The sequence below is a fragment of the Corynebacterium sp. CMW7794 genome (assembly GCF_001563605.1).
GTDB classification, from domain to species: Bacteria; Actinomycetota; Actinomycetes; order Mycobacteriales; family Mycobacteriaceae; genus Corynebacterium; species Corynebacterium phoceense.
In genome coordinates this window covers 1-22,097 of the sequence record NZ_KQ961758.1, presented here as the reverse complement: position 1 = coordinate 22,097, position 22,097 = coordinate 1, and the positions used below count along the sequence as shown (strand labels likewise).

The 22,097-nt window shown below is 66.1% G+C and carries 19 protein-coding genes; 1 reads left to right on the top strand and 18 read right to left on the bottom strand.

What is annotated here, in order from left to right; genetic code table 11:
* Nucleotides 1-16 precede the first annotated feature (16 nt).
* Nucleotides 17-370 carry a metallophosphoesterase family protein gene (locus tag HMPREF3227_RS08985; protein WP_066512329.1) on the top strand — a complete coding sequence of 118 codons (354 nt, stop codon included), beginning with the start codon at nt 17-19 and terminating at the stop codon, nt 368-370.
* On the opposite strand, the gene HMPREF3227_RS13800 is transcribed toward HMPREF3227_RS08985, so the two are convergent.
* The 18 genes from HMPREF3227_RS13800 to HMPREF3227_RS08895 form a co-directional block, all read right to left on the bottom strand.
* Nucleotides 367-633, bottom strand: coding sequence for a VOC family protein (locus HMPREF3227_RS13800; RefSeq protein WP_329601879.1), 267 nt, complete (start codon nt 631-633; stop codon nt 367-369). The genes HMPREF3227_RS08985 and HMPREF3227_RS13800 overlap by 4 nt on opposite strands.
* 173 nt (nt 634-806) lie before the next feature.
* Entirely contained in the window at nt 807-3,986 is a 3,180-nt protein-coding gene (ileS, locus tag HMPREF3227_RS08975; RefSeq protein WP_066492118.1) for an isoleucine--tRNA ligase, read from the bottom strand.
* Between the two features lie 224 nt (nt 3,987-4,210).
* Nucleotides 4,211-4,939 (bottom strand): hypothetical protein, encoded by a 729-nt coding sequence (locus HMPREF3227_RS08970; protein ID WP_066492109.1) that lies wholly within the window; start codon nt 4,937-4,939, stop codon nt 4,211-4,213.
* Nucleotides 4,940-4,944: 5 nt separating this feature from the next.
* Nucleotides 4,945-5,166, bottom strand: coding sequence for a hypothetical protein (locus HMPREF3227_RS08965; protein ID WP_066492103.1), 222 nt, complete (start codon nt 5,164-5,166; stop codon nt 4,945-4,947).
* A gap of 119 nt (nt 5,167-5,285) precedes the next feature.
* Nucleotides 5,286-6,446: a DivIVA domain-containing protein gene (locus HMPREF3227_RS08960; protein ID WP_066492092.1), complete on the bottom strand. Its 1,161-nt coding sequence runs from the start codon at nt 6,444-6,446 to the stop codon at nt 5,286-5,288.
* A 287-nt stretch (nt 6,447-6,733) separates the two neighbouring features.
* Nucleotides 6,734-7,024, bottom strand: a complete 291-nt coding sequence (locus HMPREF3227_RS08955; RefSeq protein WP_181734557.1) for a YggT family protein — start codon at nt 7,022-7,024, stop codon at nt 6,734-6,736.
* Between the two features lie 113 nt (nt 7,025-7,137).
* Nucleotides 7,138-7,632: a cell division protein SepF gene (locus HMPREF3227_RS08950; RefSeq protein WP_066512322.1), complete on the bottom strand. Its 495-nt coding sequence runs from the start codon at nt 7,630-7,632 to the stop codon at nt 7,138-7,140.
* Between the two features lie 107 nt (nt 7,633-7,739).
* Nucleotides 7,740-8,456 carry a YggS family pyridoxal phosphate-dependent enzyme gene (locus HMPREF3227_RS08945; RefSeq protein ID WP_066512319.1) on the bottom strand — a complete coding sequence of 239 codons (717 nt, stop codon included), beginning with the start codon at nt 8,454-8,456 and terminating at the stop codon, nt 7,740-7,742.
* A 3-nt stretch (nt 8,457-8,459) separates the two neighbouring features.
* Nucleotides 8,460-9,158 carry a peptidoglycan editing factor PgeF gene (gene pgeF / locus HMPREF3227_RS08940; protein WP_066512339.1) on the bottom strand — a complete coding sequence of 233 codons (699 nt, stop codon included), beginning with the start codon at nt 9,156-9,158 and terminating at the stop codon, nt 8,460-8,462.
* Nucleotides 9,159-9,357: 199 nt separating this feature from the next.
* The gene (ftsZ, locus tag HMPREF3227_RS08935; RefSeq protein ID WP_066512316.1) at nt 9,358-10,668 is read right to left on the bottom strand and encodes a cell division protein FtsZ; all 1,311 of its coding nucleotides are present in this window, start codon (nt 10,666-10,668) and stop codon (nt 9,358-9,360) included.
* 313 nt (nt 10,669-10,981) lie between these two features.
* The gene (locus HMPREF3227_RS08930; protein ID WP_066492066.1) at nt 10,982-11,647 is read right to left on the bottom strand and encodes a cell division protein FtsQ/DivIB; all 666 of its coding nucleotides are present in this window, start codon (nt 11,645-11,647) and stop codon (nt 10,982-10,984) included.
* Nucleotides 11,640-13,115: a UDP-N-acetylmuramate--L-alanine ligase gene (gene murC / locus HMPREF3227_RS08925; protein ID WP_066492192.1), complete on the bottom strand. Its 1,476-nt coding sequence runs from the start codon at nt 13,113-13,115 to the stop codon at nt 11,640-11,642. The genes HMPREF3227_RS08930 and murC overlap by 8 nt, the downstream gene beginning before the upstream one ends.
* A gap of 64 nt (nt 13,116-13,179) precedes the next feature.
* The gene (gene murG, locus HMPREF3227_RS08920) at nt 13,180-14,280 is read right to left on the bottom strand and encodes an undecaprenyldiphospho-muramoylpentapeptide beta-N-acetylglucosaminyltransferase (RefSeq protein WP_066512312.1); all 1,101 of its coding nucleotides are present in this window, start codon (nt 14,278-14,280) and stop codon (nt 13,180-13,182) included.
* A gap of 36 nt (nt 14,281-14,316) precedes the next feature.
* A complete protein-coding gene (locus HMPREF3227_RS08915; RefSeq protein WP_082750320.1) occupies nt 14,317-15,837 on the bottom strand; it encodes a peptidoglycan glycosyltransferase FtsW in 1,521 nt (506 codons plus the stop codon).
* Between the two features lie 312 nt (nt 15,838-16,149).
* The gene (murD, locus tag HMPREF3227_RS08910) at nt 16,150-17,556 is read right to left on the bottom strand and encodes a UDP-N-acetylmuramoyl-L-alanine--D-glutamate ligase (protein WP_066512304.1); all 1,407 of its coding nucleotides are present in this window, start codon (nt 17,554-17,556) and stop codon (nt 16,150-16,152) included.
* A gap of 71 nt (nt 17,557-17,627) precedes the next feature.
* Nucleotides 17,628-18,734: a phospho-N-acetylmuramoyl-pentapeptide-transferase gene (mraY, locus tag HMPREF3227_RS08905; RefSeq protein WP_066492060.1), complete on the bottom strand. Its 1,107-nt coding sequence runs from the start codon at nt 18,732-18,734 to the stop codon at nt 17,628-17,630.
* Between the two features lie 128 nt (nt 18,735-18,862).
* A complete protein-coding gene (gene murF / locus HMPREF3227_RS08900; RefSeq protein WP_066492054.1) occupies nt 18,863-20,389 on the bottom strand; it encodes a UDP-N-acetylmuramoyl-tripeptide--D-alanyl-D-alanine ligase in 1,527 nt (508 codons plus the stop codon).
* 108 nt (nt 20,390-20,497) lie between these two features.
* Nucleotides 20,498-22,060, bottom strand: coding sequence for a UDP-N-acetylmuramoyl-L-alanyl-D-glutamate--2,6-diaminopimelate ligase (locus HMPREF3227_RS08895; protein WP_066512301.1), 1,563 nt, complete (start codon nt 22,058-22,060; stop codon nt 20,498-20,500).
* Between the last annotated feature and the right edge of the window lie 37 nt (nt 22,061-22,097).

Below are 22,097 nucleotides of genomic sequence, written 5' to 3'. Positions count from 1 at the left end.
GCCGCCAATCTGATCCGTGAGCGGCTTGCCAGCGGAGCCCGCGACGTTCCGATTCCCTGATGGCACGGCGGTCCACGCGTGCTCCGTGGTCACCGACCCCGACCCGCGCGTCGTGTGGCAGGACTACCCAGCGCCGGTTGCTGGCGGGGCGAACCTCGGATTCATCCACTCCTCTGTCCACGGCGAGTACAGCCGCTCAGAGTGCCTGCCGGCCTCAGTCGCGGAGCTCGCGAGCGTGGGCTACGACGCGTGGGTGATGGGCCACGTGCACCGACGCATCACCGAGAGCGACGACCCATTCATCGGCTGGGCGGGCATGGGCCACGCGCTGCTCTTCGACGAGCAGACGGGGCGCGTGACGGAGGTCTAGGCCGTGACCTCGATCTGGTTGCCCTCGGCATCGAGGAACGCGCACTCATAGTAACCGTCGCCCGTGGTGCGCGGTCCGGAGAGGATCTCGAACCCGCCCTCGCGCAAGCGCTTGGCCATGGCATCGACGGCGTCCTGGGATCCGAGGGAGAAGGCAACGTGGTTCCATCCGGCGGCATCGGAAAGCGAGGCCGACTCGTGACCGGGGCGGGACATGATTTCTAGGCGCGTGGAGTCCTCGAAAGACAGGAAGTACGTGCGCAGACCCGTGCGCGGGTTGTGGTACTACTCATTCGAGGTCGCGTCGAAATACTCGATGAAGAACGCGCGGGCGGCCTCGAGGTCGCGGACGTACATCGCTGCGTGGTCAATGCGTGGCATGCAGCCCAGAGTACGCGAAAGGGCCCGAGGAGAACCTCGGGCCCTACAGCGGGGTTTTAGGCGTTCTTTGCCACGGTGGCGGTCGCGCCCTTGACGACCTCATGGACGTCGCCGGTGAGCGGCTCGGTGGTCACCGTGAAGTCGGTCGCGAGGACCTCGTCTGCGATGTGATCCTTGTGGCGGTTTGCCCACTCCTCCTTGTCCGCGGGCACGGACAGGACGGCGGTGATGCGGTCCGAGACCTCGAAGCCGGAGGCCTTGCGGGCATCCTGGAGGCCGCGGATAACGTCGGCGGCCCAGCCCTCGGCCTCGAGCTCCTCGGTGACGTTCGTGTCGAGGACGACGAGGCCGTCGAGCCCATCGATGCGCGCCGTCGACTCCGGGTTGGCCGCCTGCAGGCGCTCCGTGTACTCGTCCGGCGTCAGCTCGATATCGCCGTCGACGAGAACATTCTCGCCCTGGCGCTCGTAGTTGCCGGCCTTCAGGTTCTTGATGGCGCGCTGAACGTCGCGGCCCAGGCGCGGGCCGGCGACCTTGGCGTTGCAGACAACCTGGAAGGTACCAACCGAGTCGACGTCGTCAGTGAGCGTGACTTCCTTGACGTTGACCTCGTCGCGGATGATGTCCTTGAAGTCGGCCAGCTGAGCGGAGTTGCTCATCGCGACAGTCAGGCCCGGCAGCGGCAGGCGGTTGCGCAGCTTGTTGGACTTGCGCACCGAGCTTGCTGCCGATGCCACCGCGCGCGTCGCGTCCATGGAGGCCACGAGGTCGGCATCCGCCGGGTAGTCCGCGGCCTTCGGGAAGTCCGCGAGGTGGACAGAGCGCTCGCCGGTGAGGCCGCGGTAGATGACCTCGGCGACGTGCGGGAGCAGCGGGGCGACGACGCGGGTGACGGTCTCGAGCACCGTGTAGAGGGTGTTGAAAGCCTCGGGGTGCTCAGCCTCGCCGGCCCAGAAACGGTCGCGGGAGCGGCGCACGTACCAGTTGGTGAGGGCATCGGCGAACAGGCGCACGTGCTCGGTGGCCGCCGCGATATCCGTGTTATCGAGGGCATCGGCCACGCCCGCGACCAGGTCGTGGGTCTTCGCCAGGATGTAGCGGTCCAGGACGTTGGTCGACGAGGTGTCGAACTTCGCTTCCTGGCCGGCGTAGAGCTGGAGGAAGGTGTACGCGTTCCAGATTGGCAGGATGGCCTGGCGCACGCCCTCGCGGATGCCTTGCTCGGTGACGATGAGGTTGCCGCCACGCAGGATGGGGCTGGACATGAGGAACCAGCGCATGGCATCAGAACCGTCGCGGTCGAAGACCTCGTTGACGTTCGGGTAGTTGCCCTTGGACTTGGACATCTTCAACCCGTCGTTACCTAGCACAATGCCGTGGGCGACGACCTTCTTGTACGCCGGGCGATCGAAGAGCGCGACGGAGAGGACGTGCATGACGTAGAACCAGCCGCGGGTCTGGCCGGAGTACTCGACGATGAAGTCGGACGGCGAGTGAGTCTCGAACCAATCCTTGTTCTCGAACGGGTAATGCTTCTGCGCGAACGGCATGGAACCGGACTCGAACCAGCAGTCGAGGACGTCCGGGACGCGGACCATCATGGACTTGCCGGTCGGGTCGTCCGGGTTCGGGCGGGTGAGCTCGTCGATGTACGGGCGGTGCAGGCTGGTCGGGCGCACGCCGAAGTCGGCCTCGAGCTCGTCGAGGGAGCCGTAGACGTCCACGCGCGGGTACTCCGGGTTGTCAGAGACCCAGGCCGGGATCGGCGCGCCCCAGTAACGGGTACGCGAGATGTTCCAGTCGCGGGCGCCCTCGAGCCACTTGCCGAACTGGCCATCACGGATGTGCTGCGGCAGCCACTCGATCTCGTTGTGGTTGAGCTCGACCATGCGGTCGCGGAACTCGGTGACCTTGACGAACCAGGCCGGGAGAGCCTTGTAGATGAGCGGCTCGCCCGAGCGCCAGGAGTGCGGGTAGGAGTGCTCGATGGTCACGTGGCGCACGACGCGGCCTGCGGCCTTCAAGTCCTTGATGATGCTCTTGTTCGCGTCGAAGACGAGCTGGCCCTCGTACGGCGGGACCTGCGAGGTGAACTCGCCGTCCTCGTCGACGGGGATGACGAGCTCGATGTCGTACTTGTTGCACGTATTCATATCGTCTTCACCGAAAGCCGGGGCTTGGTGGACGACGCCGGTGCCGTCCTCGGTGGTGACGTAGTCCGCCAGGATTACCTGGAAGCCGTTGCGCAGGTCCTTGAAGAAGTCAAAGATCGGCTGATACGTAAAGCCCGCGAGTTCGGCGCCGCTGAACGTCGCCAGCTCCTCAACCTCGCCCAGCTCTTTAGCCAGGGTGCCGGTGAGCGCCTGCGCCATGATGAAGGTCTGGCCAGCAAAGTCGCCGTCCGTGGCCTTGATGAGTGCGTAGGTGACCTCCGGGTTCACAGCGAGAGCCGAGTTGGACGGCAGGGTCCAGGGGGTGGTCGTCCAGGCGAGGAAGGCGGCATCGGAAAGCTCGGGATGCGCGGCGAGGGTCTGCTCGGCCGCGGTGCCCTCGCGCGCGCCGGTGACCGGGAAGGTCACGGTGAGCGTCGGATCCTGGCGCATCTTGTAGGAGTCGTCGAGACGGGTCTCTTGGTTAGACAGCGAGGTGTGCTCGGCCCAGGAATACGGCAGGACGCGGAAGCCCTGGTAGATAAGGCCCTTGTCGTAGAGCTCCTTGAACGCCCACATGACCGACTCCATGTAGTCGATGTCCATGGTCTTGTAGCCGTTTTCAAAATCGACCCAGCGAGCCTGGCGGTTGACGTAGGCTTCCCACTCGTCCGTGTACTCGAGGACGGACTTGGCGCAGTACTCGTTGAACTTCTCCAGGCCCATCTCTTCGATCTGGCCCTTGTCCGTGATGCCCAGCTGCTTCTCGGCCTCGAGCTCGGCCGGCAGGCCGTGAGTGTCCCAACCGAAGACGCGCGGGACGTGGAAGCCGGCCATCGTGCGGTAGCGCGGAACGATGTCCTTGACGTAGCCGGTGAGCAGGTGGCCGTAGTGCGGCAGACCGTTGGCAAACGGCGGGCCGTCGTAGAAAACGTACTCGGGGCATCCTTCGGTTTGTTCAAGGCTTGCCTTAAACGTGTCGTCCTGGGCCCAGTACTTCTGGACGATTTCTTCCATGTCCGGGAAGCGGCTGGAACCGCCGGTCATATCGACCTTGGGGTAGACGTTGCCTACGCTGTCGCTCATTGATTCATCCTTCACGCTGTCGTTGACTGCTGCAGGGACGCGCCTCGCGGCTCGCGGTACCACCCTGCTTGGACCGGTTGCCCGGCCCCGCTTGATTCGTGAAGGAGATGTCGGTCCCACCCGTTCGGTTCTACTGAGCCCAAGGCCGTTCTTCCGAAATGCTCCCCGGTGATGGCCGGATCAGTGCATGTATCTAATAACTATAGCTTGAATGTCAAGCGGAGTTAGAACTCCATGCGCTCCCAGTCGCCGAAGAAGTCCCTGTGGCCGTCCATCCAGGCAAGGAAGCACTCCCCTGCCGCGGCGATATCGAGTTCAACTGCACGGAAATGGCGCTCGGGTCCGCCGTCACGCACCTCGACTTCGAAGCCACCCGCGGCGGAGTCGTAGAGGCTTTGGATGTACTGCACGCCGGGTGTTGCGGCGGATGCGATGTGGAGGAACTCCGCCAGCATGCCCGAGCCGCCGGTGCCGGCCTGTGCGTCGAGCGTCTCCTGTGCACGAGCCATACGCCGCAGGAGCTGAGGTACGCCGCGGCGGGAGGCGAAGCGGACCTCATAGTCGAGGGTGCGGGTGCGGAAGTCGCGGGTCTCGTCGCCGAAGGCAAGTGGCACGGCGCCGGGCTGGGCGACCATCTGCAAACCGAAGCGCGCGACGGCGGGTTCCATGTCGCGCAGAAGGCGCTCCATATGGGCGCCGTCGGTCTCGATAACGAGGACGCGGTCGCCGGCCACACGCGCGAGTGGATACCGGTGGACCGTGGCCTGAAGCAGGTTTTCCAGCGTGTGCGTCGAACCGATGGGTCGCGCAAGACGCTCGATCGCCGCTTGAGCGACGGGCAGCGAGTCGGCGGGGATGAAGCCATCCGCGTCGCGGTCGGGCTCGACGAGCAGAAGGGAATGCGTGGGCACGTCCCATTCCTCGAGACCCAGGAAATCACCGGAATCCGTCACGGCGGCTACTTATCCCCTTCGGCGACGTCGCGCGCGGTGGGCTCCGCGTGGTCCACGATGCGTACGCGGTCTTGGCGGTGTTTCTTCACCCAGTCCGCCGTAAAAAGGATGAGCCCCAGGCCTGCTGCAACGAAGAGACCGACGAGCGCCGCCAGCGTACCGGTCGAGATGTAATAAACGAGCGCCACGAAGGCAACGAGCGCCAAAACAAGGGCGGCGATGAGCATGAAAGAACACTCCCGGAAAGTAAGAACAGATTGGCCTCTAGCCTACCGCGCACAACGCGAAACCCCCGCCGCCAGCACCGCGTGGGCGCTGAGGGACGGGGGTTGGAAGCGGGTCAGGCTTAGTTGTTGCCAGCCTCGCCGTTCGGGGCAGCGGAGCCGCGGGCCTCGAGCTCCTCGAGCTGGGACTCGAGCAGGGTCTTCAGGCGAGTGCGGTACTCGCGCTCGAAGGTGCGCAGCTCGGCGATGCGCGTCTCGAGGGCGGCCTGCTGCTGCTTCACCGTGTTCATGATGTCGGTGTGCTTCTTCTCAGCGTCAGCCTGCAGGGCTGCAGCCTTCTCCTCGGCCTGGCGAATCTGAGCCTCAGCGCGGGAATTGGCGTCGGCCTCGGTCTGCTGAGCCTTGGCCTCGGCGTCGGACACGAGTTTCTTGGAGCGGGTGTCTGCGTCGAGCAGCTGAGCGTCGTACTTCTTCTGAGCCTCAGCCAGCTGGGACTTGGAACGGGTGTCCGCGTCGGTGAGCTGTTTCTCGGCGGCCGAGCGGGCCTCGGAAAGCAGGGACTCGGACTCTGCCTTCGCCTCGGAGGTGAGGCGGTCTGCCATCTCCTGCGCCAGGCCCAGGACCTTGGCGGCCTGCATGTGCGTGTCAGCGGTGGCCAGGCCAGCGCCTGCGGCGGCACCGGCAGCGCCAGCACCCGCGGCGGCAACGCCGGACTTCTGCGTGCTATTCGCAGCGGACTTCTTCAGCTGCTCGTTGTCGCGCTTGGCGGCCTCGAGTTCCTTCTTCAGGGACTCGGCCTCGGACTTGGCCTTAGCAGCCTGCTCCTGGGCAGCCTTGAGCTCAGCGGAAGCAGCAGCGGCGCCAGCAGCCTTGTTGGACTCGCCAGCGTGCGCGGCCTTCTCGGCCTCGGCGCGGGCAGCCTTGAGGTCCGCAGCGGCCTTGGTGGACTCTTCCTTGGCCTTGGCGGCCTCGGACTTGGCAGCAGAAGCCTCGTCCTGCGCGGACTTGAGCTTGGACTCGTAATCAGCCTTGAGCTTGGCCTCAATCTCCTTGCGCAGAGCGGCCTCGTCGACGCCCTTGGCACCAGCCGCACCTGCGGCAGAGCCCGCGGACTTCAGATCCTCAACCTGTGCGGCGAGGTCATCGTTTTCGTCCTGCAGCTGGGCAAGAGTGTCCTCTACGAGGTCGAGGAACTGATCGACCTCGTCCTCGTTGTAGCCACGCTTGCCAATCGGCGGCTTGCTGAAAGCGACGTTGTGTACATCAGCGGGTGTCAGCGGCATTGACTTCTCTTCCCCTTCAAGTCGGTGCGCCCCGGAGGTTCCGAGGCAGTGCGGAGATGTGACAGGCCTACGCCCGAGCTCGCCGCGCGCCGCCTGAAACGACTGCGACGAGGAACCGACGCGGTTCCTTACAAACTATTATTTTAAACAATCATAAGTCCACAAAGCGGACTGTCTCACTCATTGTAGCCAAATGGGCGCGTTCGTGAACATTAACTACACGTTCAGACTAATAGCGACCATGCGATCCACCCCCACGACACGACACCGCAGGAGGGGTCAAAAGCCTAGACCAAGGTGCGGACAACCACCGTGGACAGCAAGCCCAGCAGCAGGAAAAGCACGATAATGGACACGTCGAGCGAGACGTTTCCCAAGCGCAACGGCGGGATAATCTTGCGCAGCCCCTTCACAGGCGGGTCAGTGACCGCGAAGAGGGGTTCGGCCACGAGGGTAAACCACCGCGGCGGGCGGAAATTCCGAGAGAACGACGCGACCATTTCCACAATGATGCGGATAATAAGCGCGAAAGAAAACAGTCGGATTAGCGCGTACAGGATGATGCCGATTTCACTCACGCCCATCGAGCCTAGACGAGGAACACCGAGCATGAGAAAAGCCCCGCCGAACTCACGGGGTGAGTTCGCGCAGGGCGTACGCCGCCCGCTTACGGGTGCGGCGAGGAAAAGGCTTAACGTAGGCCAGCGATGCGCTCGAGCTCGGAGCGGTCGATGTCGACCTCCGGCGGGATGATGGCGAAGACCAGGCGGTCAGTGTCCATGCCCGAGGTGAGCTTGAGCATGCGGGAGCCCTCGAAGGCGTAGACCAGGCCAGCGGCGAAGTCGATGAGTCGCTTGTCGTGCCCCGGCTTGGCGTCGGTGACCTCGAAGACGACCGCGTCGCCATCGCGGAACGGGGCACCGACCTTGGTGGCCTCGCGGTAGCTCACCAGGGAGACCGGAACGATGGTCGGCTGGTAGGACGCATGCGGGGCACGCGTCGGGACGGACGAAGCCGGCTCGTATTCGTGCGCGGCCGGCGCCGTGCGCGGCGCGTACGCCGCGGAGCCGTTGGTGGCGTACGCCGGCTGGGCAGGCTCACGCTCGTCGGCGTAGTACGCGTCGTCGGCGTCGATGTCCATCGGGGCCAGGCCGAAGAACTCCTTGGTTCGATCAATAAAAGACATTGTTGGTCTCCCTCTAACCTTCAATGAAGTGGTCTATGGACACGCGGGTCTAAAGTGTTGATTTAGACTTCAGATCCACGCTGTGAAATGCGCATTTGCGTTGTTACTCAAACTATCGGCCGCGGCCCCATAATCCCGGTTCCGACACGCACAATATCCGTGCCCGCCGAAATTGCATCCTTCAGATCGGCACTCATACCCGCCGAAAGTTTGAGCTCACGGCCGAGCGTCGCGGACCACTCATTCGTGAGCGCGCGGACGGCGCGGAAGACCTCGCCGGCGTCGGCATCGAGTGGGGGCACGACCATAAAACCGGCAAGCTCAAGATGCTCGGATTCTTCGACCGCGGCCACGAGCTTGCCGATGCCCTCTGGGTCACTCAGTTGCGTCCCGCCGCGGTGTTCATCGCCGTCCGCGGAGATCTGAATAAAAACCGGCAGCGTGTCGGGCAATCCGGCGCGCTCCCCCGCCGCGAGTGCGTTGCCCATGCCACGATCGAGGGCCGCCGCGAGCTTCAGCGAGTCGAGCGAGTGGACGCTCGCCGCCCAGCGCGCGACATGATTGGCCTTCTTCGTCTGAATCTGGCCAATCATATGGAAGCGGACGGTGCCGAGCGCCGCGTGCTTGGCGCGGGCTTCCTGCTCGCGGTTTTCCGCGACATCGGTGATGCCCAGCTCAGCGAGGAGTGCTACATCCTCGGCTGGGTGGAACTTGGTGACGGGAAGGAGCTGCGGGGCGGGGCGGGAGGCGGCATCGGCAAGCTGGGCGATCTGGGCGCGGACCTTGTCGAGATTGGCGGAAAGTTCGGCTTTGCGGTCGGTCATGGATTAAGACTCCTTGGGGTGGTTGAGCCAGATGACACCGGCCTGGCGGCCGGTAGTGCCTTCGCGGCGATAGGAGAAGAAGGCCTCGTCCTCGATAGTGCAGCGCGGGTCTGCCTCGATGTTGGTGACGCCGAGCGAGAGGAGCTGACGCACGAGGCCGGCGCGCACGTCGATGCCGGGCGTGCCCTTCGTGGTCTTCGTGCGGGAGCCGGGCAGGTGGGCCTCGACGTCGGCGGCCATATCGGCAGGAACCTCGTAGTGCCGGCCCGACGCGGCGGGGCCAAGGAGGACCTGAATGTTCGCGGGCGTAGCGCCAAGCTCGACCATTGTCGAGACGGTGTTGCGGACGATACCGTTGCGGGCACCCATGCGGCCGGCGTGAGCCGCGGCAACGACGCCGGCGGCGTGGTCCGAGAGCAGCACGGGGACGCAGTCCGCGACGAGGACGGCGAGTCCGAGGTTGGGCGTGGTGGTCACGAGTGCATCGGTGGCCTCGACGGGGCCGTCCTGCGGTCCGTCGATGACGGTGACGGTATTGGTGTGGAGCTGCTCCATGTAGACGATGTCTGGGAGATCCAGAACTCGGGTGAGCCGCGCGCGGTTCGCGGCGACGTCCTCGGGGTTATCGCCCACGTGGGTGCCTAGATTGAAGGAACCGTACGGGGACGAGGAAACCCCGCCGGCACGGGAGGTAAATACCATGCGGACGGGGCGGCGACGCACGTCTGGCGTGGTCGCGGAGGTGGCCTCGTTAGAGGAAGCCTGCGGCTGAGACGGGTTGACTGGCATGCACTCCAGACTACCGCGCCCACTCCCCTCGCCCGGGCCGGGGCGCGCGGGCTGAGCGCGGGCCGTGCTTAGGCGGCGGGGAGGCTCGGTGGGGCTTCTGGCTCAGAGGCTCCTAGCGGAGGAAGTCCGGGACATCGAGGTCGTCATCATCGTCGTCGACGCGGGTCTCACGGGAGTCGCGGCCGTAGTTCGGACGCTCCTCGGCACGCTGGCGGGTGGTAAACAGGCCGCCGTCGTCGTGGCGCTCGACACGCTCGGTGCGCTCCGGCTGGCGGGGAGCGCGGTCTTCGCCGACGCGGAACTCGTGGCGCGGCTGGTAGGCCTCGCGCTCCTCGCGAGCCGGGGCCGAGCGATCCTCGAAGAGAGAGGCGCGGTCCTGGACCGGTGCGGACTGGGACTGGGCCGGAACCTGCTTGGCCGGGGCCGGGTCGTTGTGGGAGATGGTGCCGTCGTGCGCATCTGCGTGGCGGTTCTTCTCTGCATCGAAGCCGGTGGCGATGATGGTCACGCGGATTTCGTCACCGAGCGAGTCGTCGATGATGGTACCGAAGATGATGTTCGCGTCCTCGTCGGCGTAATCGGTGACGAGGGAGGCAGCCTGGTTGATCTCGTGGAGGCCGAGGTCCGAGCCACCGGCGATAGAGAGCAGGATGCCCTTGGCGCCGTGCATGGTGGACTCGAGCAGCGGCGAGTTGATGGCCTGCTCGGTCGCGACGAGGGATCGGTTCTCGCCGCGGGCGTTGCCGATGCCCATGAGAGCAGAACCGGCGTCGGTCATGACGGAGCGGACGTCGGCAAAGTCGACGTTGATCATGCCCGGGGTGGTGATCAGGTTCGTAATGCCCTGAACACCGTTGTGGAGCACCTCGTCGGCGAGGCGGAAGGCCTCGACGATGGGCAGCTCTTCCTCGGAGAGCTGGAGCAGGCGGTCGTTCGGAATAACGATAAGCGTGTCGCAGACCTCGGCGAGGGTGGCGATGCCCTCCTCGGCCTGGCGGGTGCGGCGCGGGCCCTCGAACTTGAACGGCTTGGTGACAACGCCGACGGTCAGCGATCCCTGCTTCTTCGCGATGGACGCCACAACCGGGGCAGCACCCGTGCCTGTGCCGCCGCCCTCGCCGGCGGTGACGAAGACCATGTCTGCGCCGCGCAGGTACTCCTCGAGCTCGCTCTTGGAATCCTCGGCAGCCTGGCGGCCGACCTCCGGGTTAGCGCCGGCGCCGAGGCCACGGGTGGCGTCGCGGCCGATGTCGAGCTTGGAATCCGCGTCGCACAGGATAAGCGCCTGGGCATCGGTGTTGATGGCGACGAACTCGACGCCCTTGATGCCTTCTTCAATCATGCGATTGACGGCGTTGACGCCGCCGCCGCCGACGCCGACGACCTTGATGTCTGCCAAGTTGTTGTTGCTCGGGGTGGTCATGAGAGGTGTTTTTGCCTTTCACCGGATAAGTAGCGCGGCCACGCGCGCGTGGCCGCCAGGATCATGTCTAACGAGGTGTCGCCGAGTAAAACGTGCATGCGCGGCGAGTCGCTTTCCATCTTCGGTGACGACGCTCGTAATTGCGTGTTGATTTCGCCGCGTGTCGGTACCCTCAACCTCTACTTTAGGGTTGCTGACGTGCGCTTTTGTCCCGCTCATGCACCACTTCGGCGCCTCGGTGTGACGGGTGTGAATTCGAAAAAAATTCGCCCTCACCGCGGCTGTGCGGCGAGGGCGTGGGAGTCGTGGCAGGCTAGGAACTCGTCACGAGCTCCGGGTTGGAGATATTCCAGTTCTGGCCGTCCATCTTGAGCACGGAGGCAAAGGCGCGCGCCTTGTTCGCGTTGTCCGCGTCCCCGTTGTTCGCACCCCACGTCACCGTGCGGCCGTCCTTCATGTGGAAGACGTAGTTGAACGGGTCGGCGGCGTCGACGGAGTCGGCCTCGACGCGCAGCTCGGCGGGCACGGAGGCGATGACGGCGACGGCGCCCGCCCAGTTGCGCGAGCCGGACTCGCCGCCAGTGATCTTCACGGCCTCCCGCGGCGGCATTTCGATAACGAATTCCTCGCCGTCCTCGTCGATGAGGTGCGGACCGTCGTGCGCGTCGGTGTAGGCGACGGCCTCGCGCTCGACGACGGTGACCTGGAGCGTCGAAGGCAGGTGGCGCGCCACGGTCGCGGACTTCACCCACGGCAGCGCGACGACGCCGGAGGCCGCCGTCTGCGGGTCGACGCGCACGAGGTTCGACTCGAGCGCCACGCCCGTAGCTGCCTCGATGTCTTCGACGCTCGTGTGGTTCTGCCCCTCGACGGCGAACTGCTGCACCTTGAACACCGGTGTGGCGTAGATGACGCCCACGGCGATAGCCAGGATAGCGAGCACGGCGCCGACGGTGACGGCGATGGCCTTCTTACTCACCGGCGCTCTCCCCGGAGCCCGTAATCTCACCGCTCGACGCGCCAGCACCGAGTTCATCGAGGATTTCCGCGGCGAGCATGGTCACTGAGCCCGCACCGACGGTGAGGATGATGTCGCCCGGCTGCGCAAGCTCGACCACAGTGCGCGGGGCCGCCGAGAAATCCGGCTCGAAAACGCCGCGGCCCTCCTCCATCTTCTCGGTGATGATGCGGGAGGTAATGCCCTCCACCGGCTGCTCGCGGGCGCCGTAGATGTCGAGGACCACGGCGGCATCGGCAAGCGAGAGAGCGTCCGCGAATTCCTCCTGGAATTCCATGGTGCGCGAATAAAGGTGCGGCTGGAAGCACGCAATGACGCGCGCGCCATTGCCCTCAGCCTCCGCCTTGGCGCGGGCGGCGGTGAGCACGGCACGGACCTCCGTGGGGTGGTGCGCGTAGTCGTCGTAGACACGCACGGGACTGGTCCCCGGTGCCATGACGCGCGCGCCACGGTACTCGAAGCGGCGGCGCACGCCGGTGAAGTCGCTGAGCCCCTCGGCCAGCTTGGCGGTGTCGCCGCCCACGAGGTGGCCGGCGATGAGCGCGGCGAGCGAGTTGAGCACCATGTGGTGGCCCGGAATCTGGAGGTCGTAGGTGGCCTCAAAGGGCTCCTCCCCCGGCAGCTCGAGACGGGTACGAACGACGGTGTTCTCGCCGGACATGTCCTCGGAGAGAATCTCCGCAGCCTGGGTGATGCCCGGGTAAGTCTCGCCCGCGCCGTGGGAGCCGTAGCCCAACACGGAAATGCCGCGCTCGGCGGCGCGCTGTCCGGTCTGTGCCGCACGTTCGTCGTCGAGGCACACAACGAGATGTCCATCAGCGCCGACGCGGTCGGCGAAGTCGTCGAAGACCTGGTAGTAAGCCTCCGGAGTGTGGAAGAAGTCGAGGTGGTCCGGCTCGATATTGGTAATGACGGCGACCTTAGGCGAGTAGCGCAGCAGCGAGGCGTCGGACTCGTCGGCCTCGGCGACGAAGGCCTGGCCGGTGCCCTGGTGGGCGTTGGTGCCCGCGCGGTTGAGCTGGCCGCCGATGGCAAAGGACGGGTCGAGGCCCGCGGTCTGCAGCGCGGCGACGGTCATGGAGGTCGTGGAGGTCTTGCCATGGGTGCCGGCGAGGAGCACCTGGTCGTAGCCCACCATGAGCTCGGCGAGGAGGTCGGAGCGGCGGATGACGGGGATGCCGTGTTCACGCGCACCGGCGAGCTCCGGGTTGTCCTGCGGGATGGCCGCGAACGAGGTGACGACGACGGTGGGCAGCGAGCCTGCGAGGGTGAGGTTCTCCGCGGCATGGCCGATCGCGATATGTGCACCGAGGGTGCGCAGGACCTCCACGGGCGTGGAGTCCTTCATGTCGGAGCCGGTGACGACGCTGCCGCGCTCGACGAGAATGCGGGCGAGGCCGGACATGCCGGAGCCGCCGATGCCCACCATGTGGACACGGGAGAGATCCGCACCGAGCGGAGCCGCGGAGGAAGTCTGGGAAGTGGTCACGGTCTTATACGTCCTTTTCTGCAGAAGCCTCAGCGGCGGTGATCTGTTCGGCGATGCGGCGAGCGATGGTGCGGGCGACGTCGCCCGCGGAGTTGGAAGCCACGGCGGTGCGCATGGCGTCGAGGCGAATGGGGTCCTCGAGAATCTCGCGCACGTGGTGCACGAGGAGCTCGGGGCTGAGATCCGCGTCCGCGATCTGCACGGCGGCGCCGGCGTCGACGAGGTGGCGCGAGTTGAGTGCCTGCTCGCCGTTGCCGTGTGGGAGCGGAATGTAGATGGCGGGCAGATGCGCCGCGGAGACCTCCGCGACAGTCATGGCGCCGGAGCGGCAAATGACGAGGTCGGCGACGGCGAGCGCCCCGGCCATGTCTTCGATATACGGCAGTGCGGTGTAGCCGTCGTGCGCGGCGGGCGCGGCGTTCTTCTTGCCGTAGGCGTGAAGCACCTGGAAATCCTGGGTGAGGTCCGCGATGGCGCCCTCAACAGCGGCATTGATAGACGCTGCGCCCTGGGAGCCACCGGTGACGAGGATGACCGGCTTCTCCGCGGTGAGGTTCCACTTCGCGCGGGCAGCAAGGGCCGCGGCGCCTTCGCGGTCGACGGCAAGTGAGGGGCGCACGGGGATGCCGACGACCTCGCCGGGCATGCCGGAGCCGGCGGTCGCGTTGAGGCCGATGCCGCCGAGTTTCACACCCAGCTTGTTGGCGATGCCGGCTAGGGCGTTGGTCTCCAGCACGTAGAAGGGAATGCCGAGTGACTTCGCGGCGAGGTAGGCCGGGGCGGCGACGTAGCCGCCGGTGCCAAAGACAGCGTCCGCGTGGACGTCCTTGAGGACCTTGCGAGTCTGGGCGACGGCCTTGATGATCTTGAAGGGCAGCTTGGCCAAGTCCGCGTTGGGCTTGCGTGGGATAGGCACCGGGGTAATCATGCGCAGATCCACGCCGCGGGCGGGCACGATATCTCGCTCGAGGCCTTTCTCCGTGCCGAGGGCGGTAATGCGGGCACCGTGCTCGGTGGCGAGCGCCTCGCCGACGGCCAACGCCGGTTCGATGTGACCGGCAGTGCCGCCACCTGCAATAACTACGGAAATGGACTGCGAATTCATGTCCTACAGGCTACCAGCGTGGGCGCGGGCCGGTCTCTAGCGGCGGCGCGTGCCGCGGCGAGAATCACGGCCGTCGGGGCCACCGGTGCGGGCACCGCGTCCGCCGCGTGCGGTGGGCTGCTCGCCGGCGCGGCGGCTCGTTGTGCGGCTCGTGACCGGGGCACCGAAGCGCGCGCGGTGGGACTGCTCACGCTCGCGGGCGCGAGCGGGGCGCTCGTGTGCGCCAGCGGGTACGGCAGAACGCTCGGGACGGGCGTCGCGGGGGGCGCCGGAGCCATCGGCGCGGCGGCGGCCGCCGGTGCGCGGGGCGGCATCGGATGGCTCGGGCTCCGGTATCCACAGCAGACGGTCAAAGAGCGGGCGGCCGTAGTTCTGCATAGCGGAGACCTGCGCCGGCTCGTGGCGCGCAATATTGCACAGCAGGCCCATGGAACCGATGGTAATGATGGCGGCCGTACCGCCGGCGGAAATCATGGGCAGCTGGATACCGGTCACCGGCAGCAGGCCGATGACATACGAGATATTGAAAAAGGCCTGGGAAACAACGGCCGCGGTGAGCGTGCCGGCGGCAAGGCCTTGGAACTGGTTCTGCGCGCGCATGGCGGTGCGGAAGCCGAAGAAGCCGAGGAAGAAGAACAACGTGATGACGAGGAGACCGCCCCACAGGCCCATCTCTTCGCCGACGATGGCGAAGACAAAGTCGTTGCGTGCCTCCGGCAGGTAGAACCACTTGGCGCGCGACTGGCCCAGTCCCACACCCGTGAGCCCGCCGTCCGCAAGCGAGAGGAAGCCTTGGTAAGTCTGGAAGCCAGTGCCCTGCGTGTCCTGGATATTGCCCACGAGAGCATCGAAGTATGTATGGAAACGGTTCGAGCGATAGCCGCCGCCGGTAAAGAGCACCGCCACGCCGACGATCGCGAGGACGAGGATGAAGACGAACATCGACTTGTGCATGCCCGCGAAGAAGAGCGTGAAAATTGCAACGAGGGCAAAGGACATGCCCATGCCCATATCGCCCTGGGCGATGATGAGGCCGAACATGCCGAGCGCGACGACGGTGTATTGGACGAAGGGATCCTTGAAGTAGTCCCAGATGGTGCGCGGGTGGTACATGCCAAAGCGCTTGTCAGCGAGCAGATTCGCGCCGAAGAGGGCGATGGCGATACGGGCAATTTCCGAAGGCTGGATAGAAATGCCGGCGACGACGATCCACGACTGAGAGCCAACCTCCTCGCGGCCAGTGCCGACGGGGGTCAACACGAGGAGGAGCAGCGCGATGGCGAGCAAGAGCAGCCACACCGTCGCGGAGCGCCACTTGCGCGGCGGGATGCGCAGGCCTAACCAGAAGCAGAAGAGGCCGGCGATGACCATGACCGCCTGGCGCAGGGCCTGCTGCCACACGACGCCGTCTTCGGCCACGGAGGTTGCCATGGACGCGGAGTAGGCCATGAGCATGCCGATGCCCACGAGCGTGAGCACGCAGATGCGCAACATGAGGTAGTCCAGGCCCGGGCGCGCACCCGCGGCGGAAAACCAGCGGCCTATTGCCGCGCGCATGCCGGTGGGCTGCGCCGCGGTGCGAGGCGGCTGCTCGGCGGTGTGGGGACGCTCGGCGGTCCGAGTAGCAGATTGAGTGGCGGCGGGTGTGGCGCTGGCCTGTCCGCTGCGGCGCATGCCGCGTGCCTGTGCCTTATTCGTCGCGCCCGTTGGTCGGCTCATACCTTGTGCTCCTTCGTCGCAGGTGTCGGCCTCGCGCCCCACGCGCCGCCGCGATGGCGCATTGATGGCGAGTGCGAGGGACACATCGGTGGTGTGCCTGAAGTTCCCGCTGTGATTGTTGTTCCTATTGTGCCCTACGCGCGGCAAAAATCAGGGAAGCGCCAACTCCCGCGCGGCGGCGGCGAACATATCGCCGCGTTGGCCCATGCCTTCATACATATCGAGCGAGGCCGCGGCCGGCGCGAGGAGCACCGTGTCCCCTACTTCCGCGCGAGCAACGGCGGCGGCGACGGCCGCATGCATCGCGGCCTGAGGCTCGGTCTTGTCGATGACGTCGACCGTGACGTGCGGGGCAAGCTCGGCCAGGGCCGCAGCGATCTCGGCGCGGTCGATGCCGAGGAGCACCGCCGCCTTGAGCTGCGCGCCGTGGTCGCGGATGAGCTGGTGGATATCAGCGCCTTTGAGCTGGCCGCCAGCGACCCACACGACGTGATCGAGCCCGGCGAGCGCGGCGTCGGCCGCATGCGGGTTCGTCGCCTTCGAGTTATCGATGAAGTCGATACCACCCGCGGAGTGCACGACGGCGCCGCGGTGGCCCGCGACGTGGTAGCTGGCCAAGCCCTCGGCGACGGACTCGGGTGCGGCACCGGCGGCGAGTGCGACGGCGGCGGCAGCGGCGGCATCGGCAAGCCCTGCATGACCGGCCGGCTCGATGCCGTCTGCGGTAGCGACGTCGACCTGTGCCCCACCGAGCGTGGAGACGAGGCGGCCATCGAGAATGCCAACCTCCTCGAGCGAGGGCTCGCCTGTGCTAAACGCGAGAACACGCTCGGCGAGGCGGCCCTCGGCACGCAGGCGCTGCGCGTAGTCGAGGACGGTGGCGTCCTCGCGGCCCACGACGCCGATGGGGCCGGTGAGCACCTTGGCTTTGCTCAGCGCGTAATCCTCGAAGCCACCGTGCCAGTCGAGGTGATCATCGGCGAGGTTAAGGAGAACGCCCACGTCCGGGGTGAGTTGGCTCGACCAATGAAGCTGGAAGGAGGAAAGCTCGGCGCAGAGCACATCCACGCGCTCCTCGTCCGCGAGCGCGTCAAAGACGGAGACTCCGATATTGCCCACGGCGACGGCGCGGTGGCCGGTGCGCGTGGCGTCCGCCGCCATGATGGCAGCGAGCATGCCCGTGGTCGTCGTCTTGCCATTGGTGCCGGTGACGACGAGCCACGTGCGGGCCGGGCCAAAGACCTGCGCATGGTCAAGGCGGTAGGCCAGCTCTACGTCGCCGATGACCTCGCGGCCAGCTGCTGCCGCCGCGACGAGCAGTGGCGAGTCCGGGCGCCAGCCCGGGGAGGTCACCACGATGTCAAAGTCCGCGACAGTCTCCGTGGCCTGCGCGACCGAGACAGATGCCACGCCATCAGGCAGTTGCGCGAGGTGCTCCGCGTTGTCGTCGGCGACCGTGAGCTGGGCGCCCAGAGTGTGAAGCAAGCGCGCGCAGCCCAGGCCGGACACGCCCGCGCCGGCAATGAGGACGCGGCCTTGGAGTTCGGAGGGAAGCATGAAGAAACGACAACCTTTCTGGGGATACATAAAAAGCACCGCGCGAGCGGTGCTTTTCAGTCTAGGAGTAGTTAGAGGCCCATTCCGGCCTTGACAAGCCAATCGCCGTAGAAGATACCGACGCCGGCCATCGCGGCCATGGCGGCGAGCAACCAGAAGCGCACGACCACGGCAGTCTCCGGCCAGCCACCGTTTTCGAAGTGGTGGTGGATAGGCGCCATGCGGAAGAAGCGCTTGCCCGTGGAGTGGAAGACGATGATCTGGATGGCCACGGAGGCGACCTCAATGACGAAAAGGGCACCGATGATGATCATGAGCAGCTCCGTCTTTGAGGTGACGGACAGGCCAGCAACGAGACCGCCGAGGGCCAGCGAGCCGGTGTCCCCCATGAAGATCTTGGCGGGAGCGGCGTTCCACCACAGGAAGCCCAGGCAGCCGCCCAGGCCCGCGGCGGCGAGTACGGCGAGGTCGAGCGGGTCACGGACCTCATAGCAGCCCGCCGTGAAGTTGGCGCTGCAGGAGTTACGGAACTGCCAGAACGTGATGACGGTGTAGGCACCCATGACCAGCGCGGTGGAACCAGCGGCGAGGCCGTCGAGACCATCCGTAAGGTTCACCGCGTTCGACCATGCGGCGATAAGGATGTACATGAACAGCAGGAAGATGATGGTGCCCACGATGACAGGGCCGAAGGCGACGTCGATCGTATCGATGTCGCGGATGAACGACAGGTGCGTCGAGCCCGGGGTGAGGCCGTGGGAATCCGGGAACTGCAGGACCAACAGACCGAAAGCGAGAGCGAGAGCAGCCTGGCCCACGAGCTTGGCTGTCTTATTGAGGCCCAGATTGCGGTGTTGGAAGAGCTTGATGAAGTCATCGGCAAAACCGAGGGCGCCCAGGCCGAGCGTGAGGCCGAGGACGAGCAGGCCCGAGGCCGTGAAACCAGCATGGCCGGTGGCCACACCGTAGGCGCCCGCGGCGAGGTAGCCCAAGACGATGCCCGCGATGATGGCGATGCCGCCCATCGTCGGCGTGCCGCGCTTGCGCAGGTGCGACTTGGGGCCGTCCTCGCGAATTTCTTGTCCCTTGCCCGCATTCGAGAAGTAGCGGATCAGCTGCGGCGTTAGGAAAATCGCCACGAGAAAGCTGACTACTCCCGCGATCATTATCTGAGTCACGTCTTCTGGGGTCCTTCTAGTTGTTCAAACGAATAGCATCGGTGCGAGGGGCACAGCGGCGCAAGCGGACTCGCGCCACGCGGCGAGGGAAACGCCGCGTTTTCCGGAGGATGAGGCGGATCTAGGGGTTAGGCAAGCAGTCCGTCGGCCACGCGCCACAACGCCTGCGCGTTGGAGGCCTTGGCCAAGACCACATCCTTTGCGGTACGGGCCGCCCAGTCCACCGCGCCCTGGGGCGCGCGGCGCAGGATGGCGTCGACCACGGTGATCGCCTCATCAATTTCACCGACCACAGTAGTATTTATACCCTGCTCACGCGCGGCGTCCGCCATCGCCCGGCAGTTGGCGCTCTCCCCCACGACCACGAGGTGGTCAATGTGGTACTTGGCCAGATCGCTGACGATGCCCCTGTGTGCGGCCTCGGCTTCTTCCCCCAGCTCGCCCATCTCGCCGAGCACAGCGATGGAACGGGCGTCCGGGCGTGAGGAGGTCGTGTACCCCAGCGCCGCGATGGCGGCGGACATGGAATCCGGATTCGCGTTGTACGCGTCGTCGATGATGGTGACGCCGTCGGCTCGGGTGCGCACGTCCATGCGGTGGGCCGAGGCGTTGCGGTGGCCTTCGAGCGCGCAGGCGATGTCCTCGATCTCCATGCCGGCGGCTTGGGCCGCGGCGACGGCCGCGAGCGCGTTAGAGACCTGGTGGCGGCCGAAGACCTGGAGGGTAATGCGGCGCGGTTCGATACCCGGTGCATGGAGTGTAAAGGTCGGACGCGCGATGTCGTCGAGCACGATATCCGTCGCCACGTAGTCCGCGCCTGGGGCGGGCGGGGTCGCGGCCGAGTAGGTCACGACGCGGGCCTGCGTGCGCGGGGCCATGCCCGCCACGAAGTCATCGTCCGCGTTGAGGACGGCAACGCCCCCGTCGGCTGCCGCAGGCAGGGACTCGACGAGTTCGCCCTTGGCCTTCGCGATATTCTCACGCGAGCCGAACTCGCCCAGGTGCGCGGTGCCCACGTTGAGGACGACGCCGATCTTCGGCGTCGCGATGGTGGCCAGATGCGCGATGTGTCCGATGCCGCGCGCGGACATCTCCGCAACGAGGTACTGCGTCTGTGGATCGCAGCGCAGCGCGGTGTATGGGTGGCCGATCTCATTGTTGAAGGAACCGGGCGGCGCGATGGTGGGGCCATCGGCGCGCAGCACGGTGGCGATGAGGTCCTTCGTGGAGGTCTTGCCAGCAGAGCCGGTAATACCCACGATGGTGAGCCCAGTTTCCGACTGGAGGCGACGCGTCACCGCGCGGGCGAGCGCCGAGAGCGCCTCGACGACGGCGGCCGCGGAGCCGTCCTCGTCATGGGCGTAGATATCGGCGTTCGCGCCGTCGCCCTGCTTGCGGCCATGCGGCTCGACGACGATGGCGGGCACGCCCACGGGACGTGCGCCGAGCACCGCGACGGCGCCTTGGGCAAGGGCTTTCTCGGCAAAGTCATGGCCGTCCACGCGGGCGCCGGGGAAGGCAAGGAAGAGCCCGCCTGGGGCAACCTTGCGCGAGTCGAATTCCACGAAACCAGTGACCTTGGCCTGCGGATCCTCGACGCGGTCAAGCCGTCCGCCCGTAATATCCGCGATCTCCTGCAGTGTTAGTTCAATCATGCTGTCACAGTCCTCGTACTCACTTCTGTCCCTCTTCCTTGACTTTCAAGATCTCACTGCTTCTGCTGTGTGGCTGCTGAATTTCTGCGGTGCCTGCGTCTGCATAGTTTAAGCTCCGAGCGTGCCTGCTTGTTTCTCCTCGAGGGCGCGTGCGAGCTCCTCGCGGTCGTCAAAGTGGTGGGTCTCGGTCCCGATGATCTGGCCGACCTCGTGGCCCTTGCCTACGACGATGACGGCGTCGCCCGGTCCGGCCCACGCAACGGCAACGTCGATAGCTGCGGCACGGGAGCCTTCCTCGCGGACGTCGACCGCGCGCGAGGCAGCATTCGCGCCTTCGCGTGCGCCGTCGAGCACCGCCGCGCGGATGATGGCGGGGTCTTCGGTGCGCGGATTATCGTCCGTGACGACAACGAGGTCCGCGCGCTCAGCGGCGTTGCGGCCCATAATGGGGCGCTTGGCTGAGTCGCGGTCGCCGCCGGCGCCGACCACGACGCCGATGCGGCCGGTCTCGCCCAGCTGCGTGCGCAGCGTGTCGAGCACCGCCGCGATGGCCGCTGGCTTGTGGGCGTAGTCGACGACGGCGATGAAGTCCTGTCCGCGGTCGATGCGTTCCATGCGCCCTGGCACGGCAACCTCGCTCATGCCCTCGACGAACGCCGGAACCTCGACGCCCACCGCAGCAGCAAGCCCCGTGGCCAGCGCCGCATTGGCGATATTGAACTCGCCCGGCATGGGCAGGCGGAACTCGAGGCTCTCACGGTCGGCGCGCTCGCGCAGCCCCGCTGCGAAGTCGAAACGGACCTGCTGTGCGCCCGTGGGCTCGACGCCAAGCTGGCGCGCGGTGATTTCCGAGGTCTCCTCGCCCGCCTGCTTGGTCGTCACCGTATCCGTGGGCAGACGGTGCGCACGGGCGCGTTCAGCCATGCGCTCACCCCACGAGTCGTCGACGCAGATGACGGCGCGTTCCGCCGCACCTGGGCCGTCGAAGAGGAGCGCCTTCGCGTCGAAGTAGTCCTCCATCGTCGGGTGAAAGTCGAGGTGATCCTGGCTCAGGTTGCTAAAGCCAGCTGCCGCAAAGCGCGTGCCCTGGACGCGGCCCAGGGACAGCGCGTGGGAGGAGACCTCCATGACGACGTGCGTCACGCCCTTGTCGCGCATAAGCGCGAAGAGCTCCTGGAGCTTCGGTGCCTCCGGCGTGGTGAGCTTCGTGGGCACCGACTCGCGATTAATCCGCGTGCCCGTCGTGCCAATGAGCCCTACCGAGTAGCCCGCATGCAGCAGGCCCGTCTCCAGCAGGTAGCTCGTGGTCGTCTTTCCCGAGGTACCCGTAATACCGATGACAGTGAGCTCGTCCGTGGGATGTCCGTAGACCTCCGCAGCAATGGTGCCGAGGACAGCACGGATGTCGTCGACGATGAGCAGCGGACGGGACTCCCCTGCGGCCTGCAGGATGTCGCGACCGGCGGCATCGGAAAGAATGGCGGACGCCTGCGCCTGCGCGGCGTACTGGGCTCCATGGGTGCGGGTGCCCGGCAGCGCGGCGAAGAGACCGCCAGCGGTGACGGCACTCGAGTCGAGGCTCACGGAGTCAATGACGGTCGTGCCGTCGCCTTCCAAGGTGGCCTTCTCCAGGCCTGGCAGCGCCAAAAGCTGCTCTACAGTAACGCTCATAACTGGCTCTTCCGGTTTTAGAGTGCATTGATTAGTT